The organism is Novipirellula sp. (assembly GCF_041583735.1).
In the GTDB taxonomy this organism is placed as follows: Bacteria; Planctomycetota; Planctomycetia; order Pirellulales; family Pirellulaceae; genus Novipirellula.
This window is the reverse complement of sequence record NZ_JBFHFD010000200.1, coordinates 1-13,392: the sequence shown is the minus strand read 5'-3', so window position 1 is coordinate 13,392 and position 13,392 is coordinate 1. Positions and strand designations below refer to the sequence as shown.

Annotated in this window: 10 protein-coding genes and 1 pseudogene; 2 read left to right on the top strand and 9 right to left on the bottom strand. The window is 55.3% G+C overall.

All coding sequences use genetic code 11. The annotated features are described in order from the left end of the window. Positions 1 to 275: NAD(P)-binding domain-containing protein (locus tag ABX962_RS16110; RefSeq protein WP_372721075.1), on the bottom strand; the 275-nt coding region annotated here is incomplete at its 3' end. A 435-nt stretch (positions 276 to 710) separates the two neighbouring features. Here ABX962_RS16110 and ABX962_RS16105 point away from each other — a divergent pair. Further along, positions 711 to 3,155: a DNA topoisomerase 3 gene (locus tag ABX962_RS16105; RefSeq protein WP_372721074.1), complete on the top strand. Its 2,445-nt coding sequence runs from the start codon at positions 711 to 713 to the stop codon at positions 3,153 to 3,155. A 475-nt stretch (positions 3,156 to 3,630) separates the two neighbouring features. Here the strand turns inward: ABX962_RS16105 and ABX962_RS16100 are convergent, their stop codons facing one another. The 6 genes from ABX962_RS16100 to ABX962_RS16075 form a co-directional block, all read right to left on the bottom strand. Next, positions 3,631 to 4,221, bottom strand: coding sequence for a DUF1294 domain-containing protein (locus ABX962_RS16100; RefSeq protein WP_372721073.1), 591 nt, complete (start codon positions 4,219 to 4,221; stop codon positions 3,631 to 3,633). A 250-nt stretch (positions 4,222 to 4,471) separates the two neighbouring features. Then, complete coding sequence (locus tag ABX962_RS16095) at positions 4,472 to 5,938, bottom strand: sulfatase-like hydrolase/transferase (protein WP_372721072.1); 1,467 nt, start codon at positions 5,936 to 5,938, stop codon at positions 4,472 to 4,474. 439 nt (positions 5,939 to 6,377) lie between these two features. Next, positions 6,378 to 6,971: a hypothetical protein gene (locus tag ABX962_RS16090; RefSeq protein ID WP_372721076.1), complete on the bottom strand. Its 594-nt coding sequence runs from the start codon at positions 6,969 to 6,971 to the stop codon at positions 6,378 to 6,380. Between the two features lie 15 nt (positions 6,972 to 6,986). Next, a complete protein-coding gene (locus tag ABX962_RS16085; RefSeq protein WP_372721071.1) occupies positions 6,987 to 7,283 on the bottom strand; it encodes a hypothetical protein in 297 nt (98 codons plus the stop codon). Positions 7,284 to 7,363: 80 nt separating this feature from the next. Beyond that, positions 7,364 to 9,514, bottom strand: a complete 2,151-nt coding sequence (locus ABX962_RS16080; protein ID WP_372721070.1) for an FAD-dependent oxidoreductase — start codon at positions 9,512 to 9,514, stop codon at positions 7,364 to 7,366. Positions 9,515 to 10,349: 835 nt separating this feature from the next. Continuing rightward, positions 10,350 to 10,538 (bottom strand): hypothetical protein, encoded by a 189-nt coding sequence (locus tag ABX962_RS16075; protein WP_372721069.1) that lies wholly within the window; start codon positions 10,536 to 10,538, stop codon positions 10,350 to 10,352. A 90-nt stretch (positions 10,539 to 10,628) separates the two neighbouring features. On the opposite strand from ABX962_RS16075, the gene ABX962_RS16070 reads away from it, so the two are divergent. Further along, on the top strand, positions 10,629 to 11,387 hold the full coding sequence (locus tag ABX962_RS16070) for a transposase (RefSeq protein ID WP_372721068.1): 759 nt from the start codon (positions 10,629 to 10,631) through the stop codon (positions 11,385 to 11,387). Positions 11,388 to 11,705: 318 nt separating this feature from the next. On the opposite strand, the gene ABX962_RS16065 is transcribed toward ABX962_RS16070, so the two are convergent. Together ABX962_RS16065 and ABX962_RS16060 are read right to left on the bottom strand one after the other, a co-directional pair. Continuing rightward, positions 11,706 to 13,115 (bottom strand): neutral/alkaline non-lysosomal ceramidase N-terminal domain-containing protein, encoded by a 1,410-nt coding sequence (locus ABX962_RS16065; protein WP_372721067.1) that lies wholly within the window; start codon positions 13,113 to 13,115, stop codon positions 11,706 to 11,708. A gap of 82 nt (positions 13,116 to 13,197) precedes the next feature. Further along, positions 13,198 to 13,392: pseudogene (locus tag ABX962_RS16060) on the bottom strand (DUF1080 domain-containing protein); the annotation flags it as partial.

Genomic DNA, 13,392 nt, shown 5'->3' with positions numbered 1-13,392 from the left:
TTTTCAACGAGTTCTTTTGCATAGGGAACCGCGTCTCCGCAAGGTTCGGTCCAGGCTACGTTGGCCTCAAGAAGCCGCTTGCCGGCCGGGTCGAGCAACATCGACCAAGGTGTAAACAATCGGACATGCCGCCATTGCCAGATGTTGGCGGCAATTCGGGAACCCGCCTCCAAAATAATAGGAGTTAATCCTTGTTCGACCAAATTCGCTGCAGCAGCAAGTCCGATCGGACCTGCCCCGATAACGGCGATGGGCAACTTGCTTGGTTCTGTCATCTGTCTTCCTTGGACGGCTCTTCGTTGTTTGCAAAAAATAATTCGCGGGTGATAGCGAGCAGCTGATCACGCCCCCCCTGCGTTCGTGAATGGGCAGTGGGCCAGTGCAACCAGGCACTGCACTTTGCCAAAGCGGGCTAGTTTAACGCGAGACGCCCAAACTTGAAAACGCGGCGGACCTTTGGGGGGACCGCTTGCACTGAAATGGCTGTGAGCGATTCGCCAACCATCGGCGAACCATCATGCGAGTGTCGATTACACCGGATGACCGGCCGATCGTTTGCTGGATCAGCCGACCGCGGCAACGCGTGACAGCGGGGTGTGCGCGGACAGGATTAAGATAAAGAGTATGATTAAGATTAGCAGTGAAGGAGGGTCGGCAACCGACGCTTCTTCGACTCGGTGAGATCATGGGCCTGATGCGAAGGTATTTTGATGAAGGTAGTCCTTGCCGAAAAGCCTTCGGTGGCTCGCGATTTGGCGTCGTTCCTCGGCGCTACGGCTCGCCGTGACGGGTTCTTCGAGGGCGGCGGCTATCAGGTGACCTGGGCCTTTGGTCACCTAGTCGAGCTGAAGGAACCGGGTGACTATGACCCGGCGCTGAAACGCTGGACGCTCGAATCGTTGCCGTTTGTTCCCAAGGAATTTCAGTTACGGCTGCGGGGTGATGACGGGGCGAAAAAACAGTTCGCAGTGATCAAACGGTTGTTTCGCGAGGCCACCTCGTTGATCTGTGCGACGGATGCCGGGCGTGAAGGAGAACTGATCTTTCGCTACATCCAGTCGCTTACGGGGTGTACGAATAAGCCCGCTCAGCGGTTGTGGCTCAGCTCGCTAACTCCGACGGCCATCGGCGCCGCATTTCGTACGATCCGTCCCTTGTCGGACTACGACAATCTTTACGCAGCGGCCAAGTGCCGAAGTCAAGCGGATTGGATCGTAGGGATCAACGCGACTCGAAACTACACGGTGCGTTATCGATCGACGTCCGACCGTGGTGCGTCGGGACTGCTGTGGAGTCTCGGCCGCGTGCAAACCCCGGTGCTCGCGATGATCACTCGCCGTGATGATGAAATCCGAACGTTTCAATCCGAGCCGTTTTGGGAACTGATGACCCGATATCGCGATGTCCAGTTTCGATATACCGGCAAGCGGTTCGACAAGCAAGAGAATGCACAAAGCGTATTGGAGGTAGCCAGCAAACATGAGCTGACGATTCGAAAGATCCAAAGCCGTGCCGAGAAGTCGCAGCCACCACAGCTCTACGATTTGACGGAATTACAGCGGGATATGAACCGTCGTTTCGGTATCTCAGCCGCGGAAACCTTGGCTACGGCCCAGTCACTTTATGAATCGAAATTGATCACCTACCCGCGAACCGACTCGGCGTATTTGAGCAAAGACATGCGAAAGGATATCCCTGGTGTCATGCGACAACTGCGTTCAATCAAGGCGAACGAAATCGACCAACTCAACTTAGCCGCTTTGCCGTTCACAAGTCGTATCATCAACGACGCAAAGGTGACCGATCACCATGCGATCATCCCCACCGGTGCGTCCGCAGGAGTGCTGCGAGGGCGAGAGCAACAGATCTACGATGCGATCGTCGTTCGGTTTATCGCTGCATTCTATCCGCCGTGTGAAAAAGAGATTACGACGGTCGACGCAACCGCGGGTGAAGTCGCGTTCCGCGCTCGCGGCGTGCGGGTCGTCGCCCCAGGATGGACGCAGCTGTATCCGCGAAAAGCAAAAAGCGGTGAAGCGAACGATGAGCAGCAGTCGTTACCTGATTTCAAAAATGGAGAATCTGGGAAGCACGAACCGTTCATCAAATCAGGCCAGACGTCGCCACCGAAGCATTTCACCGAGAACACCTTGCTCGGTGCGATGGACACGGCGGGAAAGCTTGTCGATGAAGCAGAACTGAAGGAGGCATTAAAAGAGAAGGGTCTGGGGACGCCGGCGACCCGTGCGGCAACGATCGAAACGCTGTTAAACCGAAAATACATCATCCGCGATAAAAAGAATGTCTTGGCCACTGACCTGGGACGCTATCTCGTCGCGATCGTTAGGGACCGCAACTTGACGTCGCCCGAACTGACAGGCGAGTGGGAAGCGAAGCTGAAAAAGATCGAGGCGGGCCAGTTGTCACCCGATGTTTTCATGCACGAGATTGCGGATTACACCCGAGCCATCATTCAAAGTAGTGCAGCGGTGAGCGTTGATCAACAAATCTACGGCCCCTGTCCACGCTGTGGTGAAAACGTCATTGCGGGGAAACGGGCGTTTGGATGTTCGGGGTGGCGGAAGGGATGCAAATTTGTATTGCAGCCTTCCTACCGTGACGCGGATCTGTCGATGGATCAGGTTCGCGAGCTATTGCAGCTGCGAGTGACGAACCATCCGTTGACGCTTCATGATGGGCACCCTTTCCTGTTGGCCATGTCGGAATCAGGAATGTTAATTGAAATCCCCGTTCCCCAGGGTAGCGAACAGGATGTTGGGGGAACTGCGACAGACCGGAAACGAAGCAAACGCAAAAGTGGAGCAAAGAAGTCGGCTGCAACAAAATCGAGTAGAAAGAAGCAAAGCAAGGCAAAAAAGGAGACGAACTCCGCTGCGACTGAGATTGGGGTTTGTCCGTTGTGCGGCAGTCCCGTGGTGGAACAGACGAAATCGTATGCGTGTAGCCGATGGCGTGAGGGGTGCGGGTTGACCATTTGGAAAACGATTTCCGGCAAGAAGATCTCGGTGAGCAATGCCAGAAAGTTGCTTCGCAGCGGCGAGACGGCGGTGCTGAAAGGTTTCAAATCGAAGGCTGGAAAATCGTTCGACGCGAAGTTGAAACTGATCGATGGCAAGGTGCGTTTCGAGTTTTAATCGATTGCAAATAGGTTTAGCTGCCCTTTATTTGTTAATCGTCTCCGGTGCGGTCCGGTCCAGCGGGGGGGCGTTGAGTCGCTGAAACTTTGGTATTGACGTCGGATATGGGGGGCAGTTTTTCTTCCACGCGATTCTGCTATCACCTATCCACCGACGAAGGTGACTGCTGATTTAGTGGTTTTGATTACAGGCCGGAGGCCGACACGCCCTCGGCCGGTGGCGTGAGCCACCGGCTAGCGGAGTTAGGAAAACATAGCCCAGCGGGCGACACACTCTGCCGTCAGTGTGTCGGCCTCCGGCCTTACGGCGACAGGTCGCCCCTAAGCCGTTGGCTCACGCCAACGGCAGCTCATGTTTCGGCCTCCGGCCTATTCGGTCGCTACTTGCTCACTTGCCACTAAATCAGCAGTCTCCGCTGCAAACGAGTAGCGACAGCAGGTAGCCTAGGGCGAAAGCCTCACGAAAGCTCTCGCTACCCCAGCGAACGAAGGAACGCTCGCAGTGATGGAGACGCTAGAAATACAAGCACGCCGCAATTAACAAGCACGGAAAGCAAAAATGCCACTTGAAATGACGGCTTGATGGTCTTGTGCCGAAACAGCTGCTGAGCGACGAGCGCTCCAGGCCAACCGCCAACGATTCCGAGAGACAGTAGCGTATTTTCTGGCGTGCGGCGGCGATGGTTGATCGCTGCGACTTTGTCCAACCAATAGGCGATGAACGCGATGACGCTCATCGTCGCATACAAACCTAAAATGGAGAAAGGCAATTTGCCAGTCGTTGTTAATACTGCCAAGCTGGACAGAAACGAAATCGCGATAACAATCCGAATCGGAATGAACGTGGGCTCAACAAGCGGTTCTCCGTCGAACACCACTTTGATGGCTTGCCCACGACCATCCGGGCCAACCGATTGCTCGAACGTAACGACGTCGAGTTCGACTGGGCGGCGAGACCGATTGGCGAACGACTTGATGTGCACAAACAAATCGTCTCCACCGTCCTCAGGCACAATGAAGCCGAATCCTCGATCATCCTTCCACGTCACTAACTTGCCAGTCATTCGCATTCGTCACCCTCGATCGAATTGGTCCTAAGCCAGATAAAAGCCCACCCGCTGCACTGGAGTCACTGGTAAGGATTCCTGTCTAACTGGTTATCGGATGCCACCGTCCGCTTTCTGCAACGAAAAGAAGAGCGATGGCCGCTAAGGAAAGTCGGAAAATTACGTGGCGCGATGACCCGTGCCCGATGTCGTGCGTGACTTGGGTCAATTGCCGAACAGGTCGAAACGCTTCAATCGTTCCGCGACGTCAGTCACCTCCTGAGTGATCAGCGACCACTGGATCACTGACCTGAGTCTGCCACTGGCGTAGCGTTGCTTGCAGTTGCATCTTGGTCTGGGCGTACCGCGGGGCTTCTGCGAGATCGTTCCATTCATCAGGATCGTTGTGCAAATCAAACAGTTGCCACTTGTCGATCTGTGGATAGTGAATCAACTTCCAATGATCGCCACGGATCATGCGTTGAAAATCGCGGAAGTATCCAAACACATACTCATGAACATGCTGCTGCTCGCCACGCAGAACCGGCGCAACACTGCGTCCGTCAATCGGTTTGAGTGTTCCATCAACGTCGGGGACGTTCGGGACCGGGATACCCACCAAGTCGCAGACGGTGGGATACAGATCACGCAAGACCATCTGTGCATCGAAGCGTTGGTTCTTGGGAATATTGGGACCGCTGATCAGCATCGGCACGTTCATCGTGTGCTCGTACATGTTCTGCTTTCCACGCAAACCGTGACTGCCCATCGCTAATCCGTGATCACTCGTGAAGATCACGATCTTGTTATCTCGCTGGCCGCTGTCATCAAGTGCTTTCAAAATTCGGCCGACTTGTTGATCGAGATGCGAAATCACGGCGTAGTAAACGGACAAGTCCTCGCGGACATCTTTCGCGGTGCGAGGCAACGGCAGCAGCGATTCGTCGCGAGAGTTTTGGTTGCCGTGATCGAAGGGATGGGCCGCTCGAAAGTTCTTGGGCAGTGGCATCGTCGCGGGATCGTAGGCATCTTCGAATCCCGGCGGCGCCAACAGCGGATCATGCGGTGCGGTGAAATTCACGTGCATAAAAAATGGCTTGTCGTGCGGTTGTGCGATCAGTTTGATGGTTGCGTCGGCAAACTTCTCGCTGATGTCCCCCGTCAAACCGACTCCAAGTTCCGGATACTTTTCCTTGCCATCGCTCGATTGAAAAATCCAGCCGGTGTAGCCCGTGACAGGGACTGCGTGAGCATCGATTTGATTCGGCTTCATCCATTTTCCGCCGCCGCTGCCGAACAGTCCGGCCGTATTCAGGTAGCCATAGTCGCTCGGTCTGCCCTTGTTGTGCCATTTGCCAACGTACGATGTTTCATAGCCGCCACGCTGCATCGTTTCGGCGAAGGAAACAAAGCCCGCCGGTGGTTTGCTGCCAAAATCCAGAACGCCGGTGCGGAATCCAATGCACCCGCTTAGAATTTCACCTCGGCTAGGCGTACAGATTGGGTTCGCACAAATTGCCCGAGTGAACACGCTGCCGTGTCGAACCAAAGCATCCAAATTCGGTGTCCGAATCACATCGTTGCCAAGTGCCGCGATCGTGTCAGGTCGCTGATCGTCCGAAACGATCAACAAAACGTTCGGCGGCGCAGCGTCGGACGTCTCGCCAAACACAGGCGACAGCATGACAGCCAGCAAGGCGGCAGCGAGCGTTTGAAGAATTTGTAGTTTTTGCATCGTGTGATTCGTTTAGGACCAAACGGGACAACAGGGGCGTGGACCACTCGGCCGATCCAACGCAATGATCGCGGAGCGATCAGCGACGATCGGGTATAACGGTAAACCGCTGGCTCAGGCGTCGATGTGGGGAACCGTCGCGGTCGCGGAAATGGATTTGAACAAGCCGATGTACTGACGCAGCCTTGGTGATTTTAAAGCCGAGATTCAACGGCATCGACCTGAGACTCCAGCAGAACCCACCGCCAAGAACGATTTTTAAGCTGAATTTTCAGCATTTGCGTTTCGTAGCCACGCTCGCCAGAGCGTGGATCGTTAGCGTGCAAATGCGAATTACCACCTTCTGGCGAAGGTAGCTACCAGAAGATGCTTCGCGACGTTGCCCAGGAGCCTTGGGACTCCACCTGAGTAGGAAGCGTATAACCGGGCAACGCCACATCTACGGTTGCTGTTTCCGAGCGGAGAAATCGTACGGAATCGTGAACTGATGCTGATTGCGGTCCGGCACATAGGGCATTGATTCCACGAGTTGATCCAAAGTGGAATCATACGTAATGACTTGAACCTGATTCTTTGAAGGGACAAACCGAAGGAGCCTGAGGCCACCTCGCGACATGTAGTCCGACAGCAATGCGTGAACTTCGTTTCCATGATCGCCGGTTGTCGTTTTCCGCAGCGCTGTCACTCGGCTCTGATCTCCCGAGAAAACGAAGTTGATTCCGCCTGCCGAAAAGAGTTGAGCACTGTTGACGTTATTGGCTGACACATGCTGGTCTTCACGATCATGTGAATAGCACTCGAGATACCAGTCATTGCCGTTAAACGACGACGCAGCAAACGTGTGCTGAAACAGGCTCGCATCGCCATCGCGTTTCATGTCGTGGTTGCCTACCGTCAGGCCGAACGGAACAACGCCCCGCAGTTTGTCGAGATGCAACTTCGCGATTGCCCATTCTTCGGGGCGATTGATTTCAACGATGTCGCCCACGTGGCTGACGAAAGCGATCTTCTGCGATTTCTTGTTGGCTACGATCCAATCAACATGATTCTACAAATAGACATTGCTGATTTGCTCTGCTGGCTGAGCCTTCGAAATCTTGGAATGGGCGACGATGTGAGGATGCTCACTCATGCCGGGGAACATCGACCTGCCGTGCTCGCCGATTTTTGTCCCCGGCCCCAAATAGTATTGCGTATCGGGAATGATCACTACCGTGAACGCATCGCTGGGTAACGGCGGTATCACGAGCGAGTCATTTGCCACCCCGATTGACGCGACGAGAGCAAGCAAAGCGGCGATGGCGATTTCACGACCGGCCAATAGGTGATTGCATCTTTGACTCATTGTTCACACTTCCTGGACGTGACTTTCGTCACGGTATCGTTGTAACCGCATCGATGCGATTGCAATCAACCTCGAACAGCTTACTGCTGTGGTTGCAGCAACAATTGCACGCCATCGACGACAACGAAGCCATCCGTGTTGCGGTTCGATACTGTCACCATGATGGAATCATTAACGCGAAAACTCCCCAGTGACGCACCGACCGCAGTGCCTTTGCGTTGGTTAACGGTTATCTCTGTTGTGTCTTCGCCTACCGAAACTGTCACCGGAGTCTTTGTGGATCGATTGCCAGACGCGACGTACAGAAGGTTGACTTTGTAAGTGCCGGGCTTGGGAACATCGATTTTGAAGGTCACCGTCTTTTCGCCCTTGCCGCTGTTGTCGTCGTGAAGGTAGGCCAGACCACAGATAGGTGACAAAGTGCCCGACGTCCACGACCCTGTTGTCTTGGCATCGGTATCATCCGTCACCAGTCCGGGCAGCGTCTTTGCAGGTTGACGCACCGACTTGTCATCCCATGTCAGCCGCTGGCCATCGTGTTCCAGTTTTGTTTTCAGCTTGGCGTAGTCCACATCCTGTACGGCCTTCTGTTCCGTGATCGCGATCGCTGCGGCGCTGCCGGCACTTTGACCAAGAATCATGTATACCGGTTCCATGCGAATCGATCCAAAGGCAACGTGAGACGAAGAAAGACAGACCGGCACCAAAAGGTTCTCACATTCATTCTTTTTAGGGACGATCGAGCGGTACGAAACGGGATACGGTTTCGCAAAGCCATGTCCAAAACCGCCTTCGTTGCGCACCGTCTGCACCCCGTTTTCTTCCACGACCACGCGCTGACAAAAGTGCGAATCCATTGGATAGGAAGCCAGACCGACGGAATCGTTAACGATTCGCCGTGATTCGCAGTCCGCTTGTGTGACGACATAGTCCGACACCATGCGGCGGCCTTCGCGGACATACAGCTGATGAGGCCAGAATCCGGATTCTGTGAACTCCTCTGGATCGAGTCCCCAGGCACTCACTCGAGCCCGCAGTTCGTCGGGAACCTGAGGATCGTTTGCCAGGAAGTACATCAGTCCCTGCTGGTAGTTGACGTGGTCTTGGAAAATGCGTTCTCTCAGGTCATACAAATCCCGCAGCGGCACTGGCAGCCCACGTCGTGGCGGAGGAAGTTCGCTGATCGAACCCGGTTTGTTCGTGCCATCGGGCCAGTGATAATTGCCACCGACATAATCGGATGAGAAACTGCCTGCGTTGTTGCTGTCGCCCTGTCGCATCTGCACCGGCCCGTCGGTCAGCGGGGCCGTCGTGTAGTTCAGAGGCCAATCGATGCGTTCATCGAAGTTCAGAAAGCGGGCCAGCAGCGCGTAGCGATTGACGTCATAGCCGCGAGGTTTCGGGAACGCAACTCGGTCCTCACCGCGTGAAAGTTGAAGTCGGAAATTGTACGCCTGGACTTTGAAGTCGCCTTCGCCCGGTTTTCCAGGAGTTTCCGCAGCGATTTCCGGCAGCAGACCTGACGCCGGATCATCCGCAGTCACGTAGGGACTCAGCGGCAGTCGGCAAAACTGGTAGACGTTTTTCCAAGACACCGTCTGCCATTGCCCGCCCAACGTTTCGTCATACGTCGCGGCCGGTTCACGTCCAACGTGATAGGAAACGTTCGCAGCGGCTAACAGGTCACCTTCATAAGTGCTGTCGACAAACACCGCTGCCCGCACGGTCTCGCCGGTTTCCATGGTAGCGGAAACCAGACGCTGATCTTGCATCACAACGGAGCTGAGCGCACGACCAAACAGAACTTTCACGCCGGCTTCATCGAGCATTTTGCGGTACAGCGTCTCGGCTTCTCCGGGGGAATAGTCTAGCGACTTGCCAATTCGATTGTAGAACTCCAGAGCGATTCCGCCGATCGAATCCTTTCTTCCCAGATCCGTCGCGGTCAGTCCGCCGGACGTCATTCCGCCCACGTGTCGGTTGAAGGAAAGCAGAACGGCGGACTTGCCTTCTCGCGCCGCTTGAATCGCCGCCGTTACTCCAGCCGGGGTACCTCCGTACACAGCCACATCGCACTCGATCAACTTAGGCTGACCAGGTTCCGCCGGATCGTAGTAGTGGGGCTCACCCGCCGTGCTCACGTTGTTGCAACAGGCGGCATGCACAACGGCGCTCACCACGACGGCCACCAGCCAGACGGCTCGCTTCAAAACTGATTCTCGGTTGGTCATCTATTTTTTCTGTACGTCTAGTTGTTTGTTGATGTCTAGTTATTTAATTGGATAGGATCTTCCGCCATGCCGTCGCCATAACTTCGACGCATTGTAGGCGCAATTGTATTCGCAGTGTGGCGTCGGGGTTCTTCTTTGACACGATCTCTGCCGTGAGCGAGAACCTGTGGGATGAGCAGTATAGAGAGGCAGGTATCCTTCGTTTGATTTATCCGGTTGATCTGCTCATCGTCGGTACCTACCCCCCCTTTCTTCGAAGGACAGGCGAATCGTCCTTTTAAATTATTTGTCTGTCCCCCATTCGTCTGTCAAAAATGACTCGTCGCTGCCTTCACCCCACTCACGATCGCAGTTGTTTGTGAACAGAGTTCGCCTAACGGCGGGCCATGATAATTGGTACGCGCTCGCCCACCAGACAGCATGGTCTTGGCATGAGTGACGTTGAGCCCTGTACTCAAGCTCCCACCTCGATTCACCACGAACGATTACCGTCCCCCCCCCTTGGAAAGATCACGGTGAGACACCTGAAATCCCGGATTCAATTCGGATTGCAACACGCTCAGGGACCCACACGACCGCGCTCAGGGACCGCGCTCAGGGGCCGCGCTCAGGGACCGCGACCAGGGACCGCGACCAGGGACCGCGCTCAGGGACCGCGCTCAGGGACCGCGCTCAGGGACAGAGCCTATAAGCCCGCGCTCAGGGACAGAGCCTATCGCGATCAGGGACAGAGCCTATTGTTTGGGGGTTGACTTTTGTTCAGTCCAAGCGAACGATGGAGTTTGGACTTTGGCTCGGTCCTTCTACAGCAAAATGAGGTGTGATGATGTCCCGCTTACCTCGCTCGGAAATCTTCGATCCCGACGAAATTGCGATCGCTCACGTCTGGACTCGGACTGTTCGGCGGTGCTTCTTGATGGGAAACGACCCAATCACCGGTCAAAACTTCGACCATCGCAAAGATTGGATCGAACAACACCTGATACAGTTCGCTAGGGCATTCGCAATAGATCTCCTTGAGCATGCTTTGCTATCAAATCACATTCATTTGGTTCTCCGTTCGCGGCCTGATGTCGTGGCTACTTGGAGCGACAACGAGGTGGCAAGGCGGTGGATGATGATTTGTCCGCATCGCCGAAGTTCCGATGGGCTGCCGCTTCCGCCAACCGAAGCGGAGATCCGCTCGATCGCGGGATGCCCAGTCAAATGTGGCAAGATTCGCAAACGTCTCAGCAATATCAGTTGGTGGATGCGACTGCTTTGCCAACGTGTCGCAACGAGGGCGAACCACGAAGACGAAGAATCAGGACATTTTTTCCAAGACCGTTTCCATGCCACGCGGATCGTTGACGAAGCTTCGCTGCTGGCCTGTGCGGCCTATGTTGCCCTGAATCCGATTCGGGCTGCGATCGCCGAAACGCTCGAGCAGAGTGATCACACTTCGGTCCAGCGGCGAATCCAGACGCTAACCGCCGACCGTATTGATGCCCGCGCTAAGTTGCGAGACAGCTTCTTGGCGCCGGTCTCGATCGACGAGCGGTCCGGTGAGATTGGACCCTGCGTCAGCAAATCCGGACGACGCTGTAGCGATAAAGGTTTTCTGCCGATGTCGCTTAAAGCTTATCTGGAATTGCTCGACTGGAGCTCACGCCAGATCGCCCCTGGCAAACCTGGGCGAACCCCAAAGGACGTCCCTCCGGTGCTCAAGCGACTCGGCTTGGACACCGAGACATGGTGCGAACTGGTGCGTGACTTCGGCAGGTTGTTTTGCAGCGTTGCCGGGCGGCCTGATTGTGTCGATCCGCTACGGAGTCACCGCACTCACCGCCGCTATCATTTGCGGCGTCGGGCGAGAGAGCTACTCACTCGCTGAGTGGCCCGCAAACACCCCTTCTTTTTAGCTGTTGAGCGTGGCGACGTTTCGCCGATAGATGAAACTGCGTTGCAACAGCGAAGTTTTGCTTGGGTTTCGTCGAAATGTCTCGTGATCGACAATGAATCCGAGACGCTACACAACAACAACAGGCAAAAATTCGCCGTCGTGCATGACGAGCTACTGCGTCTTACCCCAGCAAGATGCTCTGTCCCTGTTTTAGAGGGGCAACAACAAGATGCTCTGTCCCCAACAAGATGCTCTGTCCCCGTTTAAGAGGGGGGCTATGGAGGGCAGAGCAACGGGAGTCAGGTCCGGCTATTTCGGTTCGTTGATCTGCAGGTTTTCGGTACCTGACCTGCTTTCGACATCGATTTGTCGATGGACTTCATTGATGATGTCAGATTCGATTTCTGGCGACCACACGGTGGGTAGTCCGTAGTACACCATTGATCCGCCTCCTTCGTAGCCGCCTTCGGCAAGGACTCGTCGTGAGGGAATGTAAGCCATCACGTCGTTGGCGTAACCAGCCACCCATGTACGATTTCCAGCCAACTCGGTTTTAAGCCGAATGGCATAATCGACTACCACTTCCCCTCCGAGTGCTACCAGTTGAAGATCGTTGCCAATCGCCCAGGCACTGACGGGATACGGATACGTTGGACTGAGCGGGACACCGCCATCGATTTGCTCGAGCAGCATTTGTGCCCGCGCTACCTCGTAGCGATTTTCGGACTTCGTATTCAACTCGATTTCCTCACGCGTTGGCAGACTATCCATCGCCAAATCAATCTCGGCGTACTTGGTCCGCAGCGGTCCCTCGACGGGCTCCATTAGCGATGTCATCAAGACTGAATCCACTGCGGTCGCCAATCGTTGACCGTAATGCTGTGCCAAGGTTACGGTCCGCCGCGGCAGCGGATTTTGGTCTGCGCCGCAACCCGCAAAGAACATTGCGACGCATCCGGGATGTTTATTTTCGAGTTCAATTTGAGCGTATCCAGGATAGTCCCCCGACCATTGATAGCCGCTCAGAGTCGTCGCGTGGCATGCGTATCCGAACAGCACGGCGGTCAGGTTTTCGTCGGCGTCGTGAACGGCCAGCACCGGAACGTCATGGTCGCTCGGGCCTTGCAGTTTGCCTTCGCTTCGCAGCAGGGGAACCGTCGTCGAAGGGTTTTCGCGGCGATTGACCGCGAACGTCGCCGTGCCGCTGCCCCAGGTCAAATGACTCGGTGCAAGTTTGTCGATCGCATCGCCCACCACGGCAACGACCTGCTGCCGAAACGCTGCGACCCAACGATCGACGGCTTGTCGCTGAGATTCCGCGAACAACAGGTAGTGCAGCGGTGCAAGATTGTGCCCGACAACGGGACCACTATGGGTGTGCGAGGTACAGATAACAATCTGCTCGCGTTGCAATCCGTAATGCTCTTTCAGTGCGTCACAAACGGTCAGCGAGAGCGTGCGATCGATGCCGACGAGATCCAGCGTCAGGACCACGCCTCGGTTTCCGGTATGGTCCTCCAGCACGAGTGCTTTCGCCCATAGCTCGGTCAGTTTGCCGTCGGCCGGTTGAGTGCGCGAGGCATAACCGGCCATCCACATCGGTTCCTCTGGCGTGATCACGACCTTTGCCGCACCCGCCTTCCAAGCGGATTCCTCACCCTGTGCCATTGCCGTCAACATCAGGAATATCGTCGTGGCAATCAATCGACTTCGGTTCATGGGGTCATTCCAACTAGGATCGACTCGTTCGGCATCGCTCAAAAAAAATCGGCAAGTCACCGCAGCTTGTGGCTGCAGCAACTCACTTTCGTTCGATCAGCTTCTTCATGTCGTCGGTGATGGGCATGACCTCGAAATCTTTGAAGAACATTTCGCAGTCGGTGCCCCCGTGCATTTGCAGACCTAGCTTTCCGGTCTTCTCACTCGCTTCGTCGATGATATCCGACGTGCAGAATCCGTTGAGCGTTTGGACCAGTCGGTCTCCATAGGCGGCGGT